Raw genomic sequence first — 24,218 nt, 5'->3', positions numbered from 1 at the left:
GATTCCGCGCGACCCGCACGACGTCGTCGCGGAACTCCTTGGGGTATGGCTTAGGCACGGTGCACATCCTTCCAGTGGCACCCTGCGGCACCACAGATCAGATGTCACCTATCCGTGCAGCAGACCCTCGGCATCCCGGACAGGGAGGTGTGGGGTGTGGATGAGAACACCTTCGACCTCGACGAGGACCTCGCAGTCTCGGCACCGCACGACGTGTACGCGCTGATGGGGTACTGCGACAACAGGGACGACTCGCTGCAGGGCACATGGATCACCAAGTGGGACGTCGACCGGCTACGCGAGGGGCGACTCGACCCGGCCACCGGTGGGGGTGCCCCGGGCGGCACCGTCTTTGAAACCGACGGAATCTACGTCGCCGGAGGGTGGGACCCGGCCAGCGACCGCAGCGTCCTAACCCAGGTTCTCCCGACGAACCAGACCCAGCCGGGTGAGCCGGACTCCGGTATCCAGGTGAAGGCGTACGCCGCCGACGGGTCCGTTCTCGGAACCGCGTGGGCGCTGCGTCCGGACAGTGGCGCATCCGCGCACGGGGAAGGCGCTGACGTCCAGTCCGGCATCAAGTTCGCTGCCACGCTGGCTGTCGACCCGACCCAGGTCGCGAAGCTCGGCCTAGTCGTCCGCGGAAGCGAGGTGGACGCGTGGAGCGCCTCGGCGAACACCCCGGTCGTCGCGCAGCCGCGCGCCACGGTGAACCCGGACGGGTCAGTCAAGGTCTCCTGGGCCGCAACCGACGCCGACGCCGGCACGAATCTGCGGCACACGGTGTTCGTCTCCACCGATGGTGGAGCGCACTTTATCCCTGCCGCGATCGGGATCAAGACCCCCGACACGGTACTGCATGCCGGTGCACTGCCAGGCGGTGACCTGGTTATCCGCGTGGTGTCCTCCGACGGGATGCGATTCGCGGTGGCCGAAACCACCACTCGCACCCCGAACGCAACGCCCCACGTTGCGATCACCGCACCCGGGAACGAGCAGCGGTTCTCCGCAGCGCAGCGGATCACATTCAAGGCTGTGGCCAACGATCTGGAGGACGGCAACCTCGACGGCTCACGGGTGCTTTGGGCCAGCGATCGGCACGGGAACCTGGGCACCGGTGACGAGGTCGCCGCTCGCGCCGACCAACTTGCGGAAGGCTGGCACACCGTGACAGCTCGCGTGACCGACAGCGGAGGAGCAGAGGCAACCGCGACAGTTCGGATCTTCATCGCGCGCGTCCCGGGAGTCGATCCGCCGCCGGTGGAGAAGTACGGCTGGGCGGCTTCACCAGCCCGCTTCCTACCGATGGCGCAGTGCAGGCGGGTCGTACCATCCCGGTGAAGTTCGAGGTAACCGGTGAGGTGCCGTCAGAAAACTCTGTCGTGTCGGCGTCGTTCGTCCGGGATGGGGCAACGTACGCCATCACCCGCGACGCGGTGAAGGACGGCATCGGCAGCTACCACATCAACGTGGCCACGCCGAAGGCATGGGCCGGGTCCACGGGCACCTTCGAGGTGAGACTGACCGACGGGCAGGTGTTCACCACCACGGTGGCGTTCAGGTAGCAGGGACGGACCCGATGGTCCGGTCGACGCGCTGACCGGCGAACCGGACCATCGGGTCCATCAGCACGAACCGCAGTAGAGGGAGGCGTGATGCAGACGAAAATTCCGGGCACTCCTGCACGTGCGCGGGGCAGGAGTCCGCGCGTCGCTCGCAAAGCCCTCCTGGTAGCCGCGGCGACCCTGGTGTTGCTCGCCTGCAGTCCCTCGCCCGATGAGCCAGAGGCCGGTGAGCTCAGCGCCGTGGTCGTCTCGCGCAGTGACCATCCCATGCCGTTCGACGGCGGCACCGTCGACTCGTGGTCGCGCGTCATCGTCCTCACCCGCGACGAACTCCTAGCGGCGTTCGAGGCCACCTGGCCAGGGCGCGACGCACCGGACGATCACGACATCCCAAGAGTGGGCATAGAACTGAACGTTGATGACCTCCCGGCCGGCAGACTCGCCGAGGTCAACGAAGGCCGCTTCCGGGTCCCTTGGCCGGAGCCAGACCGCTACCTCTGCCTCGGCGACGAGTACCAGGGCGTCGTGACAACCGCTGGCTGCGTCCTGGTGGATGCGGAGGCTCCGGTGAAGGTGACGCTCGAAATCTCGATCGGCGGCTTCCGTCTTCGGACCTGACACGTCTAACTGGCCGGCGCACCCCTCTGAGTAGTGCACGCATCCACCCCGGAGTAGACAGTGTGTATCAACAAGACTCCGATCGGACGGTCGTGCGTTGCGTATGGGTGGCCCAGTTCTAGCTGGTCATCCAAGGCCCACGGCGCACCCTTGCCGCGTAGGTCAAAGGCCGCGTTCAGCCCGGGGCTATTCATTCTCCCGGCTGTCCCGATAACCGATCCCCTTGCGGGACAGCGGTCAGTTGGGCAACGGGCAGTCCTCCGGCCCGCCGGCCGTGACGCAGCCCGACCAGGGCCCTCACCGGCGATGGTGCGGCAGATCGTCGCGCTGCGGTGGCGTCACCGCCCGGGTGTCGTCGAGGTCGCCGGCCGCCGCACCGGCGGGTTTCGGATGTTGAGCAGCCGGCGGACCGAAGCCACTTGGACGTAGCGAGGAACTGACCTCGCTGGTTCTGGTTTCGTGGAGCCGCTATGAATTAGTGGGCGACGGGGACAGGCCGCGCCCTCGGCAACCGGCACGCCGCGGTAAACCACGAGTTCGGCCGCCCGCAAGCGGCACGAAAATTCAAGGCGGGGCACTCGCGTCACCGAACCGGACCAGCGAATCGCGCCGCTCAACCAAACTCCCCGGTCAGTACAATGAGCGAGCGCATGACGCACCGAACTACGGAACGAACTACCCCGGGCGCGTGGTCCTGGCGAGCGTCTCCGCGCCCGTCTCAGTGGGCGTTAATGATCTTCTGCGCATACTCAGCGGCAGCGTTGGCCAGGCGATGGGAGAGTCGTGTCCAGTCGCGCAGCTCCTCGCGGCTCCACCCCCTGGTCATTTCTCTCATCATCTCGTCTCCCGAGTGCAGGATCTGCGCGGCCAGGACGTCGCCGGCCGGGCTGAGGTCGACGAGGATCGAACGACCGTCACGGTCGACGGGTTCACGGGTCACCAGCCCGTGCGCCTCGGCCCGGCGCACGATCTTGCTCACGTTCGATCGCGTCATGCCGAGAGCGACGCCCAAGTGACTGGGGAGCTGTGCTCCGAACATCCCCAGATGACGAACGAGTGTCTGCACCCCCAGGTCCACGTCGGGAGCGACGTGGGCCGCGAGTGCGCGCTGGAACTGTGGAAGCGACCAGATGTACATCAACGCGCTGGTCGCGGCCAACGCCTCCACCCGGTACGGAAGAGATGTTGGCAGCCCCTGTGGCGCCGGCTTCGAGGTCGTTCGCGCTCTCCCCATCGGCCCAGTTTATCGAGCGCACCCCTCCGCTGATAGTGTCGGTGCGACACCGTAGTCCCGCCGTGTTGGTCGTGCTCGGTCCAGTCTGTACCAACCGAACGACACAAGAGAGGCACACAGATGGCACTGATGAATGGTCGAGTTGACTTCGCCACGGGAGCCGGTGCGGGCATCTAGCGAGCGCGCAACATCGCCACCCTGAAGGCAGGGCCAGGCCAGGGACCACACCGCCACGCTCGCGAGCCCCGCGGAACGCCATCAGAGCACCTCCGGGGAGGAGCGCACTCGGCAACCACCACGGCTCGGCCCCTGCTCTTCCCGCCGTCAAGCAATATCAACGCGTGGCATGACATGTCACGCATTCTTCAAAGGAGTGAGAGATACGCAATGGCGGACAATTCTTGGGACCACACCTACGACGTCGTCGTCGTAGGGAGCGGAACGGGTCTCTTTTCGTCGCTTCTATCCGCTAAGCAGGGACTGTCCACGGTCGTCGTCGAAAAGGACAAGCTCTACGGCGGATCGACGGCCCTCTCCGGCGGCGGAATGTGGATGCCGGGCAACCGCATCGTCGCCAAGTCCGGTGCTAAGGACACCCGCGGCCGGGCGGAGACCTACCTGCGCACCGTGGTCGGCGATGAGGCCCCCGAGGCGCGCTGGCAGACCCACCTGGACTACGCGGCGAAGACCGTCGACGCACTCCTCGCCAACACCGACCTCAACCTCATCCACATGAAGGAGTACGCCGACTACTTCTCCGACGAGCCAGGAGGCTCGTCCACCGGCCGCTCCGTCGAACCGGCACCCTTCAACCTCAACAAGCTCGGGGACGACCGGAAGCTGCTCCAGGCCAGCGGTATCGCCGCCCCCATCCCCATGCCCATCACCGGCGCCGACTTCAAGTGGATGAACCTCATGATGAAGCGGCCGGACAAGGCGAGCTGGCGCATCGCCCGCCGCGTCATCCAGGGCATCGGCGGCCTGGCCCTCCGCAAGGACTACGCAGCCGGCGGCCAGGCCCTCGCCGCCGCGCTCCTCGCCGGCGCCCGCAAGGCCGGAGTCCACCTCTGGAACTCCACCCCTCTGATCGACCTCATCCTCGACGGCGACAAGGTCATCGGCGTCGTCGTCGAGCGCAACGGCAAGCAGGAGAGGATCAGGGCGAACCGCGCCGTCATCCTCGCCGCCGGCGGCTTCGACCGCGATATCGACAAGCGCCACGAGTACCAGTCCCCGGCCATCGAGGCAGGCTGGCAGTTCGGCGTCAAGGGCAACGTCGGAGACACGATCGACCTGGCCAAGAAGCACGGACTCGATCTCACCCTGCTCGACAAGACCTGGTGGTTCCCGGGACTGCAGAGCCCCGACCCCGAGGGCCCCCCGATGATGGCGCTCGCCGAGCGCTCCCTCCCCGGCACCCTCATCGTCGACGGATCCGGCCACCGGTTCTTCAACGAGTCGACGGACTACATGCGGGCCGGCGAGGCGATCCTCGGTCTGGACGACGGCGAAGCTCCCCACCTACCGGCATGGCTCATCTTCGACGACAAGTTCGTCAAGTCGTACGTCATGGGCGGGGTCAAGATGCCGATGATGGGGATTCCGAAGGCGTGGTTCGACACTGGGATCGCGTTCAAGGCCGACACCATCGAGGAGCTCGGCAGGACGATCGGCGTCGGCGATCTCCCCGGCGGCGTGGCGAGGTTCAACGTGCTCGCCGCCCAGGGCCAGGACGACGACTTCGATCGCGGCAAGACTGCATACGACCGCTACTACGGCGACCCGACCAACACGCCCAACCCGAACCTGCGCCCACTGGCGAAGAAGGGCCCGTACTACGCGATGAAGGTCGTCCCCGGCGACCTGGGCACGTGCGGCGGGCTGCGCGCGGACGAGAAGGCCCGGGTCTACAAGACCGACGGCGGGAAGATGGCGAACCTCTACGCGATCGGCAATGCCGCAGGCAACGTCTTCGGCGGCGTCTACCCGGGACCGGGCGCCACGATCGGCCAGGGGATGACACTGGGCCACGCCGCGGTCGACGACATCCTCGCCAAGCAGTGATCAACTGAACGACCGCGTAGTTCACGAGGCGCGACCCACATCATCGCGGGTCGCGCCTCGTGGCCACCGCATGCGGATCCTCCATTGAGACGCCCGAAGGGCAATTACAGCTCAGCGCTACGCCTGCGGTAACGGATATGGGTAGCTAGCGGTGAGTGGAGCACCTCGACGGGCTCGAACCCGAAGGTCTCGACGCCGTCGAAGATGCCTTCGCCGCTGCCGAGTAGGACGGGTGCGATGTCGAGGGTGAGTTCGTCGATCATCCCGGCGTTGAGCGCTTGTCGAACTGTCGAAGCACCGCCAGCGATATCCACGCCGTTGCCGTCGGCCGTTTCCAGCGCCTGAGCGTAGGCGGCGTCAAAGCCCTCGGTGACGAAGTGGAAGGTGGTCCCGCCTTCCATCTCGATCGGTTCGCGGGCGTGATGAGTGAGCACGAAGACCGGTGCGTGGTAGGGCGGCTCGGATCCCCACCATCCCTCCCACGCCTCGTGCCACCCGCCGCGGATTGGCCCGAACATGTTTCGGCCCATGACGTAGGCGCCACGAGGGCGCATGAGCCATCCGTTGGCCTTTTTGTCGGCCTCGGTTGCACGTGGGTTGCCCATGTGCCAGCCGTGCAACTCGCCGCCGCGCTTGCCCAGCGGATTTTGCCGGCTCTGCTCGGGTCCGGCGACGAAGCCGTCGAGCGAGATCGACATGTGGCAGGTGGTGTCGGACATCAGCATCCCTCAGAAGCGGTTGGTGTCGCGCCGCGACTATTCGTACCACCACATCAGGACATCGGGGGGTGACGTCCCTATGAGTCTGCAGATAGCAACGCCGCATGCGGCTCGGCACCGGGTTCGTCGGCGCCTTGTGCTCACAGCACCGGAGGCGCTTGCTGAGACGTCGGGCGCTGCCCGATGCCCGAGCCGACCACAGCGTGTGGCTCGACCGGGTCCACCCTAGGAGATGCGCCATGAGCGCCCTGCTTGTCGGGTACGCCCGATGCTCCACCGATCAGCAAGACCTGACCGCCCAACGCGACGGGCTCCTGGCCCTCGGCGTGGAGGCGGAGCGGATCTACGTCGATCATGGTCTGACCGGCACCGACCGCGAACGGCCCGGACTTCGCGAGGCACTGGCCGCGTGCCGGGCTGGAGACACCTTGGTAGTCACCAAGCTCGAGCGACTGGCGCGGTCCCTTCCGGATGCGCGAGCAATTGCTGACGAGCTCACCGCCCGGCAGGTCAGCCTCAGCCTGGGCGGGTCGGTCTACGACCCTACCGACGCGGTCGGTCGACTGCTGTTCAACGTCCTCGCGATGGTGGCCGAGTTCGAGTCCGACCTGATCCGTCTCCGAACGCGCGAGGGCATGAAGGTCGCGAGGGCGAAGGGCCGGCTGCGCGGAAAGCAGCCCAAGCTCAACAGGAAGCAGGAGGCACACCTGGTGTCGCTGGTCCACAGCGGCGAGTACAGCACCCTTGAAGTCGCTGAACTCTTCGGCGTCGGCCGCTCCACCGTCTACCGCGCCATCGAACGGCAACGAATCGCGGCCGAGGCAAGGATCGCTGAGACGACATCGAGGCCCTGATCTGGGCACGGCGCCAGCAGTCCCGCCTTCAACCCCTCGACGCTGGCGCTCCCACTTTGTCAGTTCAGGACCGAGGGCGCGAATAGAACCCGACTCCCTCCAGCGAGGTCTGCCGAATTTCGACCGTCGCTGGCACGCGTCCAGAGCTGTCGCGGAGCGCGCGCCCGTTTCCCGCAGGGATCCTTCTTGGAGGACGTCGGCTGCTTCGCGGCAGGACCGCTCGCCGGGCGCGCCAGGATTGGTGTCGGTACAGAGCTGTTCTGCTGCTGGCAAGCTCGATGATCTCTCCGTCGAGCTCTTGCCGGTATCGCCGTGACAGTGCACCCTTTAGACCCCGTCCGGCCGGAGGCACCCATGGGCAAGTTGATCTACGCAGCCAACACCTCGCTGGACGGTTACCTCGAGGATGAGACCGGCTCCTTCGACTGGTCCGTGCCTGACGAGGAGGTGCACGCGTTCTGGAACGAGCACGAGCGACACATCGGCACCTCGCTCTACGGCCGCCGCATGTACGAGACGATGCGCGTCTGGGAGAGCGACGACTGGTTGACGACCGAACCGGCCGTCGTCCGCGAATACGCGGGGATCTGGCGCGACGCCGACAAAGTCGTCTACTCCTCGACGCTCGAAGAGGTGTCGACGGCGCGAACCAGGATCGAGCGGCACTTCGAGCCCGAGGCGGTACGCCAGCTCAAGGAAACCTCCGACTCCGACCTGAGCATTGGCGGCGCGGCCATCGCGGCCGAGGCGTTCCGCCACGGGCTTGTGGACGAGTGCGTGCTGCTCCTTGGCCCCGTGGTCGTGGGCGGCGGCAAGCCGGCGCTGCCCCGGGGCGTCCGACTGGACCTCGAGCTGCTGGACCACCGACGGTTCCGCAACGGTGTGATCTACCTACGCCACACCGTCCGAAGCGCTTCCTGAGACGGGTGACCGTCGCGCCGGGGCGACGGCGGTGCTCCTGTTTGCGGTCAGCGCGCCGGGGCCCCCGGCTCGAGGCCGGACTCCTGCGCGGCCCGGCGAGCACGGTCCAGCACGACCCGCTCGGGGAGGCCGAGGGCCGCTGCCGCGGCGGCGACGTCGTCGAACTCCGGGGTGGCCTGGCGGACGGTCGTCCCGTCGTGGGCGATCTTGATGCGCACACCCTGACCGTCCACGTCGACCTCGTGCCAGGTGCGCTCGAGCACCCGGCGGTGCAGGGGAGCGTGCTGACGCACCCCCAGCGTGGTGGTGTGGGCGAGGATGGCCGTGCTGACGGCGTCGGTGACCGCCCCGATCGGGCAGAGCGCGTGCAGCGTGTGGGCGGGGCGGCCCTTCTTCATCAGGATGGGGGAGAGCCAGGCATCCAGAGCCCCCGCCTCCAGCACCCGCGCGAGCACGCCTGGCCATAGGCGCGGATCGAGATCGTCGACGTTCGCCTCCAGCTGCACCACCTCCGCCGGCGTGCCGGGAACGCCCGCAGCGCCCGCGCCCGGGAGAGGGACGCTCGCCGCCTCGCCGACCAGCACGCGCACCACGTTCGGCCGACCCGGCAGGTCCTTGGTGCCCGCACCGACGCCGACGGCCGCCAGCGTCATGGCGGGCATCGGCCCGGCCGCTGACGCGAGAGCCCGGACGAGCGCGACGCCGGTCGGGGTGGCGAGCTCGCCGATCTGGCCCGCCGGCGCGGAGGTAGCCGCGTCAAGGTGTTCGTGCGAGTGTGCCGTGCCCTCGTGCTCGTGCTCGTGCGCGTGGGTGTGCTCATGCTGATGCGTCGGCGCACCGTGGTCGTGGTCGTGGTCGTGGTCGTGGTCGTGGTCGTGGTCGTGGTCGTGCGCGTGGCCGGGGCCGTGCGCGTGGGAGTGGCCATGGCCGGCTGCCGTGGAGGCCCCCGACACCACCGGCCAGCCGAGGGCGAGCTGCGCGACCGCGGGGACGGGCACGGGGATGTCACCGTGCGCGGCGCGGATCCGGCCCTCGCCCAGCGCGATCGCCGTCGCGGTGATCTCGCCGGCGTCCAGCAGCCGCAGCCCCTCGCACACGCCGACGACGTCGGCGATGGAGTCCAGGGCGCCGACCTCGTGGAAGTGCACGTCCTCGGGGCTCGTGCCGTGCACGTGGCCCTCGGCCTCGGCGAGGCGGGCGAACGCGGCGAGGGCTCGCTCGCGGGTGACGTCGTCGAGGGCCGCCTGCTCGAGCATCGTGCGGATCGTGGTCCACCGGCGGTGCGGCGGGTCGTCGACGAGCGGCTCGACGTCGACCTTGGTGGCGCGCTGCCCGCCCCGCGCCACCTCGGTCCGGGTCAGCCGGACCGAGCCGGGCACCACGGCGTCGACGGCGGCCTGGATCCGCCCCAGGTCCGCGCCGGCGTCGACGAGCGCGCCGAGGAGCATGTCCCCGGCGACGCCCGCGCTGACGTCCAGCCAGACCGGACGCCCGGCGCTCAGGACCTGTCCCGCAGACGGAAGAGGACCTCGCCGGCGTTGTGCACGACCATCACCTCGGGGTCGGCCTCCATGGCGTCGACGTCCACGTCGGCCGGGTCCATCCACCGCAGGCTGACCGCCTCGACCTCCTCGCGCGGGATGGAGGTCGCCAGCGTCACGGTGACGCGGTTGTGCTCCTCGCCCGTCTCGGCGTCGTAGGTGCCCTGCCCGCGCAGGTGGGTGGAGTGGGCGAGGTCGCCCCACGGGTGGTCCTTGAACCGGTCCCACTGCTTCACGTAGTAGTCGCGGTTGTGGTAGCCGATCTTCATCAGGCTCGGGTGCATCGCGGAGATCTGCGTGATGTGGGGGGCGTAGATGATCACCTCGCCGCCGTCGGCGACGATCGGCTCGATCTTGTACATGCCCTTGGCGCCGGTCCAGATGTCGTCGTACATCGTCGGCAGGATGGACAGCACCCGCTTGACGGGCTGCTCGAGGTAGGTGATGTGGCTGTCCGCCGCGATGTCGGCGGCAGCCTCCCACGCGGACTCGGTGGTCCCGACGCTGACGGAGTGCAGCCGGTCCGTCCCGGCCTCCGTGACGACGGCGACGCACAGCTTCTCGGACGGGATCCGGTCCGCCGCGGCGTTGATCAGGGCACGGACGGGCGTGATGCCGCGCGTGCCGATGATCTCGTAGGAGGAGATGAGGGCGCCGACCCAGTGCGACATGTCGATGACGTCGTGCCCGGACAGGCCGGGGAAGAAGTACTTGTTGCCGCCGGACATGCCGACCACCTCGTGCGGCAGCACGGGCCCGACCACCAGGGCCACGTCGTGCTCCACGACGGCGCGGTTGACGACCACGTGCATGGGCCGGTCGGTCAGCCGGCCGCCGGAGTACCGCGCGACCTCCTCGGCGGGGATGGTGCCGAGGTCGGCGAAGGTCTCCGGCTTCCACCACTCGTGGTTGACCGCCCGCCAGCCCGGGTAGGTCTCCTCGATGCGGCCCGGCTCGAAGCCGAGGTGCGCCGCGATCGCCTCCTCGCTCATGGCCGCGTGCGTGCCGAGGGCGATGACGACGGTGACCGTCGTGGCCCGGCCCGCGAGCGCCTCGTGGACGGAGCGCATCAGCAGCGGCATCGAGACGGCCCGGGTGCCGTCGGGGACGACCAGCGCGACGCTGCGCCCGTCGAGGTCCATCCGCGCGAGCGAGGCCAGGATGTGCTCGCGGACCTGCTCGTCCGTCAGGACCACGTCGGACCCGCCGATCGTGCTCGCCTGCTCCACCAGCTCCTGGGGTACCACCGTCGTCGAGGTCATGGGTAGACCTTCCTCCACCAGCGGGCCCCGCGGCAATCGCGACGCCCCCGCGACGGCAACAGGCGGCAACCGGTGGACGCCGGCCCGCCCGGCACCGACTCAGGCGAAGCGCTCGCCGCGCTCCCGCACGCCGTCCTGGTACGAGTACACCTCGGTTCCCTCGATGAAGACCCGTTCGGCCCGGGAGTAGACGTCCAGCGGGTCGCCGGACCAGACGACGACGTCGCCGTCGAGCCCCTCCCGCAGCGCCCCGACCCGGTCGTCCAGCCCGAGCATCGCGGCCGGGTTGAGGGTCAGGGCGCTGATGGCGACGTCGCGGTCGAGGCCGTCCTTGACGGCCAGGGAGGCCTGGTGGACCAGGTAGTGGATGGGCACCACGGGATGGTCGGTGGTGATCGCGACGCGCACGCCCGCCTCGGCGAGCCGGACCAGGTTGGCGATCGCCCGCTCGCGCAGCTCCACCTTGGAGCGCGAGGTGAGCATCGGCCCGAAGATGACCGGGACGTCCTTCTCCGCGAGCACGTCGGCGATCTTGGCGCCCTCGGTGCCGTGGTTGATCACGAGCCGGTACCCGAACTCCTCGGCCAGGCGCAGGGCGGTGGCGATGTCGTCGTGCCGGTGGGTGTGCTGGTCCCAGACGAGCTCGCCGTCGAGGACCCGCACCAGGGCCTCCATCCCGAGGTCCCGCTGATGAGGCTTGCGCTCGGCGACGGCATGGGCGCGCGCGGCCGCGTAGTCCTGCGCGGCCACGAACGCCTCCCGGATCACCTTGGCCACGCCGAGCCGGGTGGAGGGCATCTGCTTCTTCTCGGAGTACACCCGCTTCGGGTTCTCCCCGAGCGCGGACTTCACCGAGACCGCGGCCCTGATGATCTGCTCGTCGACCGTGCGGCCGCCCCAGGTCTTGATGGCCACGCTCTGCCCGCCGATCGGGTTGCCCGATCCCGGCTTGACGACGGCGGAGGTCACCCCGCCGACCAGCGCGTCGCGGAAGCCCTCGTCCTCGATGTCGATCGCGTCCAGGGCCCGCACCGCGGCCATGTTCGGTCCGGTCATCTCGTTCGTGTCGTCGCCGGCCCAGCCGACCCCCTCCTCGGCGACGCCCAGGTGCGCGTGCGCCTCGACGAAGCCGGGCAGCACCCAGCGCCCCGCGGCGTCGACGACGGGCACGCCGTCCGGGACGGCGACGTCCGTGCCGACGGCCGCGATGACGCCGTCGACCACGAGCACGGTGCCCCTCTCGAGCGGCTCGCCGTCCACGGGCACGACGTGCCCGCCGACGACGGCGACGCTTCCGCGAGGGCGGCGGGCGGGGGCAGGGCCGGTGCTGGTCATGGGCCCATCCTGGCCGACGCCCGCACCCGCGGCGACGTGGCGGATGCCGACAGGCGCGGCGCCGGGTGCCGGACGCAGGAACCTGGCAGGCTGATCACGTCAGTGGCGGCGCACCGAGGAGGAACCATGACTGAGCCCACCGGCCCGGAGATCCCCTCCCGCCGACCCGAGGAGCCTGCCCTCCCTGCGGACGACGCCACCCGCCCCGGGCGGGGGCTGCGCCGTCGCCGGGGCCGCGACGAGGCCGACCTCGCTCCCGGGGCCGGCGACACCGACCTGCCGGGCGAGGGACGGCGGGAGCCGGGGCGCGGCAACCCCGTGGCGTGGACCTCGCTGCTCGTCGCTGTCGTCCTGACGGTCTGGCAGGCGGTTTACGCGCTGAGCCTCGACCGGGTCTCCGCGACCGACCAGGACCTGTACACCTCGGTCTCGCTCTTCGTCACGCTCATCCTCGGCCTCGCCGCGGCGGTGCTGGGCCTGGTCGGCATCTCCCAGCGCCGCAGGCCGCGCTGGCCCGCGCTCGCGGGCCTCGCCGTGGGCCTGAACGCCTTCATCGTCGCCGCCTTCTCCTGGATCGGCGGACTCATGAACACCGGCGCCTGAGCGCGCCCGCTCAGGACTGGTGGACGTCCGGCGCCGGCGGGCGGCCGGTCAGGGGACCGGCCAGGTGTGGACCGGCTCGTTGCTGTGCATGTGCAGGACGTACTCCTTGAGCATGGCCTTCAGCGCGTCGGGGCGGTCCAGGCCGCGGGCCTCGAAGGCCTGCGTGGCGGCGACCTGCCAGGAGGCGCCGTTGGTGCGCAGCTTGGCGCGGCCCTCGATCACCCCGAGGTAGCGGTCCACGGCCTCGGTGGCCACCCCCAGGCGCTCCAGCCCCCGCTGCGCGGCGGGGAGCAGCGCGCGCAGCACCAGCTCGTCCCAGTCCACGGACCCGACGCCGGGCCAGTACAGCCGGGAATCGGCCCCGTGGCGGGCGGCTGTGTGGAAGTTCTCCCGCGCGGCCTCGAAGCTCATGCGAGACCAGATCGGGCGTTCGTCCAGGACCATGTCCACCGAGGCGCCGTAGAAGAACGCCGCGTTGGCCAGGACGTCCAGCACCGTGGGGCCCGAGGGGAGGATCCGGTTCTCCACCCGCAGGTGCGGCCGGCCGTCGGAGACGTCGTAGATCGGCCGGTTCCAGCGGTAGATCGTGCCGTTGTGCAGCCTCAGCTCCGAGAGCTGGGGCGTGCCGCCCGCCCGCAGCACCTCGAGCGGGTCCTCGTCCGACGTCTCTGGGATCAGCGCCGGGTAGTAGCGGACGTTCTCCTCGAACAGGTCGAAGATCGAGTTGATCCACCGGTCCCCGAACGGCACCAGCGGGCGCACCCCCTGGTTGCGCAGCTCCGGCGGCCGGGTGTCGGTGGCCTGCAGGAACAGCTCGATGCGCGACTCGGCCTGGAGCTGGTGGCCGAACACGTACGGCGAGTTGGCCCCGAGCGCGAGCTGCGGGCCCGCCAGCACCTGGGCGGCGTTCCAGTAGCGCGCGAAGGTGTTCGGGCGCACCTGCAGGTGGAACTGCGTGGACGTGCAGGCGGCCTCGACGGCGATCGTGTCGGCGGTCATCTGGAGGCGCTCGGCCCCGCGGATGTCGATGACCACATCCTCCCTGCGGGAGGTCAGCACCGCCTCGTCGAGCATCTGGTAGCGGGCGTTGGAGGAGAACCACGAGTGGCCGGGCTCGGGGGGCGGCAGCGTGGGCAGGATCCCGATCATGACGATGCCCGCGCCGAGGTCGCCGGCACGGTCCCGGGCGCGGTTGAGGTTCTTGCGCAGGGCGGACTCGAGCTGGAGCAGCGACTGTCCGTCGATGCGCCGCGGCTCCACGTTCAGCTCGATGTTGAAACGGCCGAGCTCGGTCTGGTAGCGCCAGTCGTCGATGTGCTGGAGCACCTCGGCGTTCTTCATGGACGGCATGAAGTCGGCGTCGACCAGGTTGAGCTCGATCTCCAGGCCCGTGCGCCACTCGTCCTGCGCGAAGGAGCCGCGGTCGAGCATCTCCTCGAGCGCGTCGAGGCAGCGCTGGACGGCGTGGCGGTACCTGGTGTGGTCGGCGCGGGTGTAGGCCTTCGCGCTGACGTCCTTGCCCATCGAGCCTCCTGCTCCCTGGTCTTTCCCCGGGCACGCCGGGCGTCTCGGGCCCGACCGGGCGTCTCGCGGACGCGCCGGGCACGGTCCCAGCATGCTGGGGGCGTGGAGACCGCGCACCCCGGGTCAACGCTGCCACCTCCGGGCCCGCCGGTGGTCCACTTGTGCGGGGGAGAGCGGGCGAGGACACAATGGCCGTGATGAGATCCGCAGGCGGCACCCGGCGTCGCTGGGAGTGGTGGCACCGCCAGACCCCCGCGACCCGCCAGACGATCCGCGGCCTGCTCGCGTTCCTCGTGACCGGTCTGCTCGCCGCGGCCCTGGGGGTGACGACCGCCAGCACGCACTCCTCGCTCGGCCCGCACGAGGCCGACTACCACGTCACGCTCGACCGGCAGGTCTCCCTCCAGATGGGCCCGTTGGGGGCGGTCATCATCGACTCCCCGCTGCCGTGGCCGCTCGGCGCGGAGGTGGTGGTCCGGGAGATCCCGACCGACCTGCAGACCTCCGGCTCGCCGCTGCCCGGCCTGCTCGCCGACCTCGAGGCGTACGGCCAGCTCTTCGGCCAGCCCGAGGCGGCCGTCGCCGACGCCGTGCGGGGGCTGGTCACCGACGCCCTCGGGCGCACCGCGGTCGCGTGGTCGCTGATGCTCGCGCTGCTCGCCGCCGGCCGGCTCGCCTCCCGCGGGCGGCTGCGCGACGAGCTCCGGGCCGCCCTGACCCGCCCTGGGGTCGCGGTGCTCAGCGGCGCCGTCGTCCTCGGCGGCGCGACCGCCGTCGTCCTCCCGCAGACGCGCCAGGAGACCCCCGCCGGCTACAGCCCCGCCGTGCTCGCGGGCACGCCGCTCGAGGGGGCGCGGATCACCGGGCGTCTGGCCGACGTCGTCGCGGTCTACGGCCAGACGGTGCGGTCCGCCTTCGAGGAGAACGAGGCGTTCTACGCCCTCGCGTCGGAGAACCTGGTCGCCGCGTACGAGGCCGAGGGCGAGGCTCCCCGCGGCCGGAGCCGCCAGTCCCCGGAGGGTGCGGAGGCGGCCGCAGGGGCGTCGCCGTCGGAGGGGACGACGGCGGCCGGCCCGTCGTCGGACTCCACGACGGCGGACCCCTCGACGGGGGACCGCGCGACGGGGGACCCCTCGACGGGGAACCGCGCGACGGCGGACGGCCCGACGTCGGGCGGGGAGCCGTCCGCCTCGGCCGCCACCGAGGAGCCCGAGCCGGACCCCGTCACGTTCCTGATGGTCTCGGACCTGCACTGCAACGTCGGCATGGCCTCGGTGATCGCGACGGCGATCGAGCAGACGGGGGCGGAGGTGCTCCTCGACGCCGGCGACACGGTGATGAGCGGGACCTCGGTCGAGTCCTACTGCGTGAACGCGTTCGCCCGCGCCGTGCCGGACGGGGTGCCGGTGGTCGTCTCGACCGGCAACCACGACTCCGTCACCACGGCGCAGCAGGAGCGTCAGGCGGGCTGGACCGTGCTCGGCGGCGAGGTGGTGGAGGTTGCCGGCGTGCGCATCCTCGGGGACACCGACCCGACACTGACGGCGGTGGGGTCGGGCACGCGGCAGGAACGCGACGAGACCGTGCCGGAGATGGAGCAGCGCCTCGCCGAGGTGGCCTGCGCCGCCGCCGAGAGCGGTGACCCCGTCGACATCCTGCTCGTCCACAACCCGCGTGCCGGGACGGCCACCCTCGACGCCGGCTGCGCGCCGCTGCAGCTCTCCGGGCACTGGCACCGCACGGTGGGGCCGGAGGTCGCCGGTGCCGGCACGCGCTACATCAGCACCTCGAGCGGCGGGGGAGCGGGCGGCGGCGCGACGGTGGGGCCGCTCACCGGGGAGGCCGAGCTGACGGTGCTGCGCGTCGACCGGGCCACCGGCGAGCCGATGGACTACCGGCGGATCCAGGTCGGCACCGACGCGGGCGTCCGGCTGGGTGCCTGGTACGAGTTCCCTCGCCCGGCGTCCGACGGCGGTGCCCCCGACGGCGGCGTGCCGGACGGCAGAGCTCCGGACGGCCGCGTCCCTGACGGTGGAGCACCGGACGGCGGCGGCAGCGGCGAGTCCGACGGCGGCACCGGCGAGCCCGGCGAGTGACGGCCCCTGGCAGCGTGCCGGGACCGCATACTGCTAGGGGAGAACAAGGAGGGCGCGTGAGCACCAGGAGCACGTCATCCCACGTGGAGGGCGCACGGTCGCCCGAGGACTACGACGATCTGAGCGACGAGGAGCTTCAGGCCGAGCTCGCGGTCCTCGACCGGGCACGGCCCAGCGCGCACCAGGCCGCCGGCGGGGCGCCGCGCGAGCTCGGCTGGGTGCTGACCGTGGGTGGGCTGCTCGGGCTCTGGGCCGCCGTCGAGCTGGTGCTCTCCGAGCTCAAGGTGGCGGCGGACCCCGATGCCGCGCTCGCCTGCGACTTCAACCCGTTGATCGGCTGCGGCAGCTTCATCACCACGTGGCAGGCGCACGCGCTCGGCATCCCCAACGCCGTCGTCGGCACGGTGGCGTTCGCGGCCTGCCTGACCGTCGGCGTGATGTTCCTGGCGGGGGTGCGGCCGGCCCGCTGGTTCTGGGGGGCGCTCGTGGCCGGCGCGACCGGTGCGATCGGCGCGGTCTTCTGGTTCCAGTACCAGGCCTTCTTCAGCATCCGGATGCTGTGCCCGTACTGCCTCGTGGTGTGGGTGGTGACGATCCCGATCTTCGTCAACGTCCTGGCCCGGGCGGCCCAGGCGGGGCACGTCCGGCTGCCCGACCGCCTGCGCCGCACCCTCGTGCAGGACCGCTGGGTGATCGTGGCCGTCTGGTACGTGCTCGTCGTGGCCGCGGCCGTCGCGATCTTCTGGGACCAGTGGGTGCTGGTGCTCGCTTGAGCCGGTAGTGGTGCCCGCCCTCAGGCCAGCGCGGCCGACCCGAGCCGGGCGGGGACGCGACCGCCGTGCCCGGCCTGACGGAGGGCTTCGCGCACCCGCTCGGCGGCGGCGTCGAGCTCCTCGGCGGGGACGTCGTGGCGGGCGTTGTCGAAGCGCAGCGACTGCTCGTCCCAGGCGGGCAGCACGTGCAGGTGCAGGTGCTCCACCTCGAAACCCGCGACGAGCACGGCGGCCCGCGGCGAGCCGAACGCCGCCTGCTGCGCCCGCCCGACCTCCTTGGCGACCACGGCGAGGTGGGCGACCAGCGCGTCGTCGGCGTCCGTGTACTGGCTGACCTCCGCGCGCGGGACCACGAGCATGTGCCCGTCGGTGATCGGGGCGATCGTCGAGAAGACGACGCTCACGTCGTCCGCCCACACGAAGCGTCCGGGGATCTGACCCTCGATGATCTGCGTGAACACGGTGCTCATGGGCTCATCCTGGCACGGCGACCGAGGGCCCGACCGGCGGGCGTGGCCCGGGGGCGACGAGCCCGGGCGCGGCCGTCGCGGCGGGGTGGATCAGTCGCGGCGCGGTGCGGCGATCTGCGCGGCCAGGTGGCCGCCGCCGTAGCCGTTGTCGATGTTCACCACGCCGACGCCGGGCGCGCACGCGTTGAGCATCGTCAGCAGCGGGGCGAGCCCCTCGAACGCGGCGCCGTAGCCGACCGAGGTGGGCACGGCCACCACCGGCGCGCTCACCAGGCCCGCGACGACCCCGGGCAGCGCGCCGTCCATGCCGGCCACCACGATCACGGCCGCAGCGGCGCGCAGGGTCTCGGTCCGGGCGAGGATCCGGTGCAGGCCGGCGACCCCGACGTCCACCACCAGCTCGGTGCGCCGGCCGAGGAACCGCGCGGTGAGCTCGGCCTCCCGGGCGACGGGCAGGTCCGAGGTGCCGGCGCAGGCCACGACGACGAGGCCGCCCGTCGGCTCGGGCGGGGTGGGCGGCCAGGCCAGCAGGCGCGCCTCGGGCTCGTGGAGCGCGTCCGGCAGGACGTCCAGGACGGCCTGGGCGCGCTCGGCGTCGGCGCGGGTGAACAGCGTGCGCGGGACGTCCGGGGCCGGGTCGCCGCCGTGGCGCTCGAGCAGCGCGGTGGCGATCGCGCGCAGGTGAGCCGGGGACTTCCCCTCGCAGAAGACGGCCTCGGGGTAGCCGCGCCGGCGGGCGCGGTCGTGGTCCAGCTCCGCGACGCCGTCGACGGCGAGGTCCCGTGCGGCGGCGGCGCCGTCGGCCACGCCGGTCAGCGGACCGGGAGCGTCAGCCACGATGACCCACCGCCAGCAGCGGCAGCGTGAACGCGCCCGACTGTATGCCGCGCAGGTCCACGACGACGTACCGGAAGCCGGCCGCGCGCACGCCCGCGTCCAGCGCGGTGCGGATCTCCTCCTCGCCGGCGCGGGCGATCTCCGCCGTCGGCAGCTCGATCCGCGCGATGTCGCCGTGGTGGCGCACCCGGCCGTCGGAGAAGCCCAGCTCGCGGAGCACCTCCTCGGCCCGCTCGACCTGGCGCAGCTTCTCGGGCGTGACCTCCTCGCCGTGCGGGATGCGCGAGGCGAGGCAGGGCGCGGCGGGCTTGTCGGCCACCGGCAGGCCGAGGGCCCGGGCCACGAGCCGGACCTGCGCCTTGGTCATCCCCACCACGGACAGCGGCCGCAGCACGCGGTGGTTCGTCGCCGCCCGGGACCCGGGGCGGTCGGGCCGCCGGGCGTCGTCGGCGTTCTCGCCGTAGGCGACCGCGGCCAGGCCGTGGGCGGCGACCACCTCGTCCGAGATGCGGGTGAAGAGCTCGTCCTTGCAGAAGAAGCAGCGGTCGACGCCGTTGCGGACGTAGTCCGGGTTCTCGCCCTCGTGGGTCTCGATCTCGACCACGCGGGCGCCGATGAACGCCGCGGTCTCGTGGGCCCGCGCCCGCTCCGAGCGCGCCAGCGACGGCGAGACGCCGAGGAGGGCGACGACGTTCCCGGCGCCCAGCGTGCGCACCGCGAGGGCGAGCAGCAGGGCGGAGTCCACCCCGCCGGAGTAGGCCACCCCGAGCGGGGCGGCGCCGCGCAGCTCCTCGCCGACGGCGTCGGCCAGGGCCAGCGGCTCGCCGCCCAGGACGGTCGTCATCCCCGCCACGTCGTTCTCCTTCTCCTCGGCTCCCGTCACTGTACGCACGGCCCGGGCGGCGCGCGTCGCCGCCCGGACCCGGCTCAGGACCGGCCGGTCCACCGCCGGCGGAGCAGGTGCGCGGCGGCCTTGGGACGGCGGTCACGGGTGAACGCGCCCTTCTTGTTCCCGTCCACCCGGACGATGCCGCGCGAAGTCTGGAAGTCGGCGAAGTTCCACACGTGCTCCCCGGCCATCGCCTCGACGCGGTCGAAGACCCGGTGGTACATGTCGAGCAGCTCCTCCTGGTACTCCTCGGACCACATGGACCCGGAGAGGTCGTGCAGGCCGGCGACCGTGTCGGCGCCGTACTCGGTCATGATGATCGGCTTGCCGTGCTCCTCCCACTGCCGCAGCTCGGCCTCGAGGTTGGCCTCGGCGGCGGCGAGGTCGGCGCTGTCGCTGTACCAGCCGTAGTAGCGGTTGATCATCACGACGTCGGAGTACTTCATGAGCCGGTCGACGTCGGCGGGGGAGTACATGACGTTGACGAACCCGATCGGCCGGTGCTGCTCGAGCTCGCGGGCCAGCTCGAAGAGCGGGCGGAAGTACTCCTCCGACTCCGGCGTGTGGGACTCCGGCTCGTTGGAGATGGACCACAGCACCACGCTCGGGTGGTTCTTGTCCCGGGCGAAGAGCTCGCGGATCGCCTGGGCGTGCACCTCGCGAGTGCGCTCGGAGACGGTGTCGGGGGAGAAGACCTGGTCGACCGTCATGCCGATCACCGCGCCCACCGCCGCGTTCATCCCGACGGCGGCGGTCTCGTCGATGACGACGATGCCGTGGGCGTCGGCGTAGTCGAGCACCTCCTCGGCGTACGGGTAGTGCGAGGTGCGGAAGGAGTTGGCGCCGATCCAGTCCAGCAGCTCGAAGTCGTGGACCATCTCGGCGTCGTCGTGGCCCTTGCCGCGGGTGTTGTGGTCCTCGTGCATGCCGAAGCCGCGGAAGTAGAACGGGCGCCCGTTGATCAGGAAGTCGGTGCCGCGCACCTCGACGGTGCGGATGCCTACCTTCTGGGTGTAGGTGTCCAGCAGCGCACCGTCAGCGCCCAGGACGTCGACGACGAGGTCGTACTGGTACCCGTCGCCCGGTGCCCACAGGTGGGCGTCCGGCACGGTCAGCGTGCCGGCGGGACCCTGCGCCGCCGTGACCTCGGCGCCGTCGGCGTCGAGCAGGCGGACCCGGACCGAGCCCTCGCCCTCCACGACCACGTCGTAGGTGACGGTGCCGGTCGGCCGCTCCGCCGTCGGCTCGCCCTCGATGCCCGGGACCACGGTGACGTCGGAGACGTAGGTGGTCGGCGTGGAGTAGAGCCACACCGGCCGGTGCAGGCCCGCGTAGTTGAAGAAGTCGTGCATGTACTTCTGGCGGGGGCCGTGCGCCGTCTCGACGACGACCCCGGGCGGGATGGACTCCCAGCTCAGCCGGTTGTCGACGACGGCGGTCACGCGCACGGTCTCGCCGGGGGTGACGTGCGCGGTGACGTCCGCCTCGAACGGGGTGTAGCCGCCCTCGTGGCTCATCACCTCGGTCTCGCCCACCCACACGGTGGCGCGGTGGGTGGCGGCGTCGAAGCGCAGGACGACCCGCTGGTCCGCCCAGCCGCGCGGCACGCGGACATCCGTCTGGTACCAGACGTCGCCGACATGGTCGTGCAGGTCCCGGCCGGGGACGATGTCGTTGTAGCTGGCCGGCACCGGCATGTCCCGTGCCCCGGCGAGCGGCGCCGCGAACCAGCGCTCCTCGCGGCCCACGCCCTCGGCGTCGGCGCGGAACCGCCACAGGCCGGTGAGCGAGCGACGGTCACGGGTGGCGGTGTCCTGGGGCCGGAGCATGGGGTGGTCCTTTCGGTGGAGCGGTCGGTCGTCTCGAGCTGGTGGTAAGGGTGGTGCGGCGGGTGCGCGAACGCCCCGCCCGGCGTGACCGGGCGGGGCGAGGCGGCACTAGCGGGTGCCGGCGGGCGGCAGCCCGTCGTCGTCGGTCCAGCCGGCGGCGGGAGCCGTGCCGGCGGTCCCGGCGAGCGCGGCGTGCCGCTCGGCGCGCCTCGCCTGGATCTGCGTCATGATCTCGGCGAAGCGGGCCTCGGTGAGGGGGTACCGGGACATGATCAGCAGGGCGATGAGGAAGAAGGTGGCGGGCAGGATCGCGACCGCGGCGGTCATGCCGTCGAGGACGGACTGCGGCTGGACGTCGAGGGCGCCGTCGTAGCCGATGAAGGCCAGGGCGTAGGAGGCGATGGCCGCGCCGACCGCCTGGCCGACCTTGCGGGTGAAGGAGAAGGCGGCGTAGGTCGCGCCCTCGGTGCGGATCCCGGTCTGCAGCTCGCCGTACTCGACGGTGTCCGCCTCGAGCGCCCAGGTCATCGTGTTGAGCAGCGCCATGCCGAAACCGATGAGGAACAGCGCGAAGAGGCTCAGCAGCAGGTTCGAGCTCAGGCCGAAGATCACGCCGCCGGTGATGGCGATGCCGCACGCTCCCATGAAGCCGGTCTTCTTGCCGAGCTTGCGGGTCACGCCGGGGCCGATCGGGCCGACGTAGAGGACCGCTCCGGTGGTGATGATGGTGACGACGGACGCCAGCCAGTTGCCGGCGCCGGCGTACTGCGCGAGGGCGTGGTTGGCGATGTAGATACCCATGGCGGAGACCACGTTCTGCCCGGTGAGGTAGAAGAACGAGGAGGCGCACAGGCGCAGCAGGGGCTTGTTCTGCCGGACGGTGCGCAGCGTGTCGCGCAGCGAGACCCTCTCGACCTCGCGGTAGACGGTCTCCTTCGAGGTCAGGAAGGTCGTCATGAACAGGGCCGTGCCGACCACCAGGAAGGCGATGGCCGTGATGAGGAAGGTGGTGGCGAGGTCCTCGGCGGCCTTGATCTGGGGAGCCAGGACGAGGGAGAGCAGCAGGATGGTGGCGCCGGAGCCGACCATGCGGGTGGAGGCCAGGCGGGAGCGGTCGACGGGGTTCTGGCTCATGGCGCCGGCCAGGGAGCCGAACGGGATGTTGACCATGGAGTACAGCAGGCCCATGAGGGCGTAGGAGACGACCGCCCAGACGAGCTTCATGTTGTAGCTGTCGACGGGGATCCAGAAGCACAGCAGGTTCGCGGCGAGCAGCGGCACGGAGTACCAGAGCAGGAACGGGCGGAACTTGCCCCACCGGGTCATCGTCCGGTCCACCATGCGGCCGGCGAAGATGTCCGCGAACGCGTCCCAGATCTTGACGAAGAGGAAGATGCTGCCCGCGTGCACCGGCGAGATGCCGACCACGTCGGTGTAGAAGATGAGCAGGAACAGGCCGGTCATCTGGAACGCGATGTTGCAGCCCGCGTCGCCGGCGCCGTAGCCGACGATCGTCCTGAACGACAGGTGCGGGGCCGCGGCGTCGCGGATGCTCTGTTGCTGAGCCGTCGCCGTGCTGGACATGTGGACTCCCTGGAGAGAGACGGTGCGTGACGCACGTTGTGTCACTCTCCCGCACGTGCCGGAGGTGGCGCACGGGAGGTGGCTTGTCGGGACTCATTCACGCACCACCCCGGACGTCGGCCAAAGTGGTTGCCGCTGGTTGCAGCGCGGATGCCGAAAGTTGCCACGTCGCCCGTCCTGCCTCCCCGTCATGTCAGCGGGCGCGTCGCGCGCCCGCAGGTATCCCGGTGTGACGCGCCGGGCAACGTTTTGCCACCAGTTGCCACATTTCCGTACGGTGGGCCCCTGCGACCCGGGAGGACGTCGGTGGACTCGAACGACACGGCTGGCCAGGGCGTGCCCGCGGACGCGGGCGACGCCGGCGACGGACCCTCCGTCGTCGACGCCGGGGACGCTTCTCCCGCCCCCGCCCCGGGCGCCTCCCGACGGCGCAGCTCGCCGACGATCTACGACGTGGCGCAGGCGGCCGGCGTCGCCCCGTTGACGGTCTCGCGGACCTTCTCGCGCCCGGGCCGGGTCAACGCGGAGACGGCGGACCGCATCCGCAAGGTGGCCGCCGAGCTCGGCTACCGCACCAACCCCATGGCGCGAGCGCTGGCCACGACCCACACGAACCTGCTCGCGCTGGTGGTCCCGGACATCACCAACCCGGTGTACTTCGAGATCATCAACGGCGTGCAGGACGAGGCCGCCGAGGCGGGCTACACGGTGCTGCTCGTGGACTCGCGGGAGTCGGACAAGCGCGAGCGCGAGGCGCTCGAGCGGGCCCTGCCGATCGTCGACGGCATCGTGCTGGGCACCTCGCGGATGTCCGACGCCTCCATCCGCATGATCGCCAAGCAGAAGCCGATGGTGGCCCTGAACCGGGCCGTGCGCGAGATCCCCTCCGTGGTGCCGGACAACGCCCGCGGCGTGCGCCGCGCGCTCGAGCACCTGGGCGAGCTGGGCCACGACCTCGTCACCTACCTCGCCGGGCCGGAGGCCTCCTGGGCCGACGGCATGCGGTGGCGCGGGCTGCGGGAGGCGTCGCTCGAGCTGTCGATGCACGTCCGCCGCATCGGCCCGCTGGCCCCGACGGTCGCCGGTGGCGTCGCCGGTGCCAAGGCCTGGTTGCAGGCGCCGACGACGGGCGTGATCGCCTACAACGACCTCGTCGCCATCGGTTTCATCCGCGCGGTCCAGGGCAGGGGCAAGCGGGTGCCGGAGGACGTCTCCGTGGTCGGTTATGACAACATCTTCGCCGCGGACCTGGTCTCGCCGGCGCTGACCACCGTGGCGACGCCGCGCCGGGCGCTGGGCGCGGCCGCGGTGCGCAACCTGGTCGCCCAGATCAAGGGAGCGCACCCCCGCGGGGGACCGCCCGTCGTCGTCCCCGTGAAGCTCGTCGAGCGCGAGAGCACGGGGCCGAACGCCCGCGCGTGACGGGCCGGGACGGTTTGCCGGACCGCACCGGTCCGGCAACTGGCGGCAACACGTTGCCGCCCGTGGCGTGGCGCCAGC

At 71.1% G+C, this 24,218-nt stretch carries 21 protein-coding genes; 10 read left to right on the top strand and 11 right to left on the bottom strand.

All coding sequences use genetic code 11. The features are described from left to right. Nucleotides 1-114: 114 nt before the first annotated feature. The 3 genes from ABD774_RS03360 (at nucleotide 115) to ABD774_RS03350 (ending at nucleotide 2,183) form a co-directional block, all read left to right on the top strand. Nucleotides 115-1,341, top strand: coding sequence for a hypothetical protein (locus ABD774_RS03360; protein WP_345037624.1), 1,227 nt, complete (start codon nucleotides 115-117; stop codon nucleotides 1,339-1,341). Next, complete coding sequence (locus ABD774_RS03355; protein ID WP_345037621.1) at nucleotides 1,338-1,565, top strand: hypothetical protein; 228 nt, start codon at nucleotides 1,338-1,340, stop codon at nucleotides 1,563-1,565. The genes ABD774_RS03360 and ABD774_RS03355 overlap by 4 nt, the downstream gene beginning before the upstream one ends. 87 nt (nucleotides 1,566-1,652) lie before the next feature. Then, nucleotides 1,653-2,183: a hypothetical protein gene (locus tag ABD774_RS03350; RefSeq protein WP_345037619.1), complete on the top strand. Its 531-nt coding sequence runs from the start codon at nucleotides 1,653-1,655 to the stop codon at nucleotides 2,181-2,183. A 718-nt stretch (nucleotides 2,184-2,901) separates the two neighbouring features. Here ABD774_RS03350 and ABD774_RS03345 read toward each other — a convergent pair. Further along, entirely contained in the window at nucleotides 2,902-3,342 is a 441-nt protein-coding gene (locus ABD774_RS03345; protein ID WP_345037617.1) for a MarR family winged helix-turn-helix transcriptional regulator, read from the bottom strand. 462 nt (nucleotides 3,343-3,804) lie between these two features. On the opposite strand from ABD774_RS03345, the gene ABD774_RS03340 reads away from it, so the two are divergent. Further along, complete coding sequence (locus tag ABD774_RS03340; RefSeq protein ID WP_345037615.1) at nucleotides 3,805-5,481, top strand: FAD-binding protein; 1,677 nt, start codon at nucleotides 3,805-3,807, stop codon at nucleotides 5,479-5,481. A gap of 104 nt (nucleotides 5,482-5,585) precedes the next feature. Here ABD774_RS03340 and ABD774_RS03335 read toward each other — a convergent pair whose 3' ends face one another. Continuing rightward, entirely contained in the window at nucleotides 5,586-6,200 is a 615-nt protein-coding gene (locus tag ABD774_RS03335) for a dihydrofolate reductase family protein (protein ID WP_345037613.1), read from the bottom strand. Between the two features lie 239 nt (nucleotides 6,201-6,439). Here ABD774_RS03335 and ABD774_RS03330 point away from each other — a divergent pair, with 239 nt between their 5' ends. Continuing rightward, the gene (locus tag ABD774_RS03330; protein WP_345037610.1) at nucleotides 6,440-7,054 is read left to right on the top strand and encodes a recombinase family protein; all 615 of its coding nucleotides are present in this window, start codon (nucleotides 6,440-6,442) and stop codon (nucleotides 7,052-7,054) included. Between the two features lie 354 nt (nucleotides 7,055-7,408). After that, nucleotides 7,409-7,975: a dihydrofolate reductase family protein gene (locus ABD774_RS03325; protein WP_345037608.1), complete on the top strand. Its 567-nt coding sequence runs from the start codon at nucleotides 7,409-7,411 to the stop codon at nucleotides 7,973-7,975. A gap of 47 nt (nucleotides 7,976-8,022) precedes the next feature. On the opposite strand, the gene larC is transcribed toward ABD774_RS03325, so the two are convergent. The 3 genes from larC to ABD774_RS03310 form a co-directional block, all read right to left on the bottom strand. After that, on the bottom strand, nucleotides 8,023-9,423 hold the full coding sequence (larC, locus tag ABD774_RS03320; protein ID WP_486327253.1) for a nickel pincer cofactor biosynthesis protein LarC: 1,401 nt from the start codon (nucleotides 9,421-9,423) through the stop codon (nucleotides 8,023-8,025). Nucleotides 9,424-9,473: 50 nt separating this feature from the next. Beyond that, nucleotides 9,474-10,778, bottom strand: coding sequence for a lactate racemase domain-containing protein (locus ABD774_RS03315; RefSeq protein WP_345037606.1), 1,305 nt, complete (start codon nucleotides 10,776-10,778; stop codon nucleotides 9,474-9,476). A gap of 99 nt (nucleotides 10,779-10,877) precedes the next feature. Next, complete coding sequence (locus ABD774_RS03310) at nucleotides 10,878-12,113, bottom strand: amidohydrolase (protein WP_345037603.1); 1,236 nt, start codon at nucleotides 12,111-12,113, stop codon at nucleotides 10,878-10,880. Between the two features lie 126 nt (nucleotides 12,114-12,239). Here ABD774_RS03310 and ABD774_RS03305 point away from each other — a divergent pair, with 126 nt between their 5' ends. After that, on the top strand, nucleotides 12,240-12,716 hold the full coding sequence (locus ABD774_RS03305; RefSeq protein ID WP_345037601.1) for a hypothetical protein: 477 nt from the start codon (nucleotides 12,240-12,242) through the stop codon (nucleotides 12,714-12,716). 48 nt (nucleotides 12,717-12,764) lie between these two features. On the opposite strand, the gene ABD774_RS03300 is transcribed toward ABD774_RS03305, so the two are convergent. Beyond that, nucleotides 12,765-14,240, bottom strand: coding sequence for a glutamate-cysteine ligase family protein (locus ABD774_RS03300; protein ID WP_345037599.1), 1,476 nt, complete (start codon nucleotides 14,238-14,240; stop codon nucleotides 12,765-12,767). Between the two features lie 197 nt (nucleotides 14,241-14,437). On the opposite strand from ABD774_RS03300, the gene ABD774_RS03295 reads away from it, so the two are divergent. Continuing rightward, the gene (locus ABD774_RS03295) at nucleotides 14,438-16,336 is read left to right on the top strand and encodes a metallophosphoesterase family protein (RefSeq protein WP_345037597.1); all 1,899 of its coding nucleotides are present in this window, start codon (nucleotides 14,438-14,440) and stop codon (nucleotides 16,334-16,336) included. A 56-nt stretch (nucleotides 16,337-16,392) separates the two neighbouring features. Further along, the gene (locus ABD774_RS03290) at nucleotides 16,393-17,109 is read left to right on the top strand and encodes a vitamin K epoxide reductase family protein (RefSeq protein ID WP_345037595.1); all 717 of its coding nucleotides are present in this window, start codon (nucleotides 16,393-16,395) and stop codon (nucleotides 17,107-17,109) included. Nucleotides 17,110-17,129: 20 nt separating this feature from the next. Here ABD774_RS03290 and ABD774_RS03285 read toward each other — a convergent pair whose 3' ends face one another. From ABD774_RS03285 to ABD774_RS03265, 5 genes are all read right to left on the bottom strand, one after another. Continuing rightward, a complete protein-coding gene (locus ABD774_RS03285) occupies nucleotides 17,130-17,579 on the bottom strand; it encodes an HIT family protein (protein ID WP_345037593.1) in 450 nt (149 codons plus the stop codon). A 90-nt stretch (nucleotides 17,580-17,669) separates the two neighbouring features. Further along, entirely contained in the window at nucleotides 17,670-18,386 is a 717-nt protein-coding gene (gene larB / locus ABD774_RS03280; protein WP_486327260.1) for a nickel pincer cofactor biosynthesis protein LarB, read from the bottom strand. A gap of 22 nt (nucleotides 18,387-18,408) precedes the next feature. Continuing rightward, nucleotides 18,409-19,260 carry an ATP-dependent sacrificial sulfur transferase LarE gene (larE, locus tag ABD774_RS03275; protein ID WP_345037661.1) on the bottom strand — a complete coding sequence of 284 codons (852 nt, stop codon included), beginning with the start codon at nucleotides 19,258-19,260 and terminating at the stop codon, nucleotides 18,409-18,411. 83 nt (nucleotides 19,261-19,343) lie between these two features. Further along, nucleotides 19,344-21,134, bottom strand: coding sequence for a beta-glucuronidase (gene uidA / locus ABD774_RS03270; RefSeq protein WP_345037589.1), 1,791 nt, complete (start codon nucleotides 21,132-21,134; stop codon nucleotides 19,344-19,346). A gap of 108 nt (nucleotides 21,135-21,242) precedes the next feature. Then, a complete protein-coding gene (locus tag ABD774_RS03265) occupies nucleotides 21,243-22,718 on the bottom strand; it encodes a glycoside-pentoside-hexuronide (GPH):cation symporter (protein ID WP_345037586.1) in 1,476 nt (491 codons plus the stop codon). 306 nt (nucleotides 22,719-23,024) lie between these two features. On the opposite strand from ABD774_RS03265, the gene ABD774_RS03260 reads away from it, so the two are divergent. Further along, nucleotides 23,025-24,140 (top strand): LacI family DNA-binding transcriptional regulator, encoded by a 1,116-nt coding sequence (locus tag ABD774_RS03260; RefSeq protein WP_345037584.1) that lies wholly within the window; start codon nucleotides 23,025-23,027, stop codon nucleotides 24,138-24,140. Nucleotides 24,141-24,218: the final 78 nt, after the last annotated feature.

Origin of the sequence: Georgenia daeguensis (assembly GCF_039537705.1) — a bacterium.
Taxonomy (GTDB): Bacteria; Actinomycetota; Actinomycetes; order Actinomycetales; family Actinomycetaceae; genus Georgenia; species Georgenia daeguensis.
Note: the sequence above shows the minus strand (reverse complement) of the source record. Positions and strands in the feature narration are given on the sequence as shown.

Bases quoted from the DNA above. Each gene is read 5' to 3' on its own strand.
- ABD774_RS03295 (WP_345037597.1), top strand. From the start codon at position 14,438: ATGAGATCCGCAGGCGGCACCCGGCGTCGCTGGGAGTGGTGGCACCGC.
- ABD774_RS03340 (WP_345037615.1), top strand. From the start codon at position 3,805: ATGGCGGACAATTCTTGGGACCACACCTACGACGTCGTCGTCGTAGGG.
- larC (WP_486327253.1), bottom strand. From the start codon at position 9,423: ATGCTCCTCGGCGCGCTCGTCGACGCCGGCGCGGACCTGGGGCGGATC.
- ABD774_RS03300 (WP_345037599.1), bottom strand. From the start codon at position 14,240: ATGGGCAAGGACGTCAGCGCGAAGGCCTACACCCGCGCCGACCACACC.
- ABD774_RS03330 (WP_345037610.1), top strand. From the start codon at position 6,440: ATGAGCGCCCTGCTTGTCGGGTACGCCCGATGCTCCACCGATCAGCAA.
- ABD774_RS03335 (WP_345037613.1), bottom strand. From the start codon at position 6,200: ATGTCCGACACCACCTGCCACATGTCGATCTCGCTCGACGGCTTCGTC.
- ABD774_RS03325 (WP_345037608.1), top strand. From the start codon at position 7,409: ATGGGCAAGTTGATCTACGCAGCCAACACCTCGCTGGACGGTTACCTC.
- ABD774_RS03315 (WP_345037606.1), bottom strand. From the start codon at position 10,778: ATGACCTCGACGACGGTGGTACCCCAGGAGCTGGTGGAGCAGGCGAGC.
- ABD774_RS03265 (WP_345037586.1), bottom strand. From the start codon at position 22,718: ATGTCCAGCACGGCGACGGCTCAGCAACAGAGCATCCGCGACGCCGCG.
- ABD774_RS03310 (WP_345037603.1), bottom strand. From the start codon at position 12,113: ATGACCAGCACCGGCCCTGCCCCCGCCCGCCGCCCTCGCGGAAGCGTC.
- ABD774_RS03305 (WP_345037601.1), top strand. From the start codon at position 12,240: ATGACTGAGCCCACCGGCCCGGAGATCCCCTCCCGCCGACCCGAGGAG.
- larE (WP_345037661.1), bottom strand. From the start codon at position 19,260: ATGACGACCGTCCTGGGCGGCGAGCCGCTGGCCCTGGCCGACGCCGTC.
- uidA (WP_345037589.1), bottom strand. From the start codon at position 21,134: ATGCTCCGGCCCCAGGACACCGCCACCCGTGACCGTCGCTCGCTCACC.
- ABD774_RS03285 (WP_345037593.1), bottom strand. From the start codon at position 17,579: ATGAGCACCGTGTTCACGCAGATCATCGAGGGTCAGATCCCCGGACGC.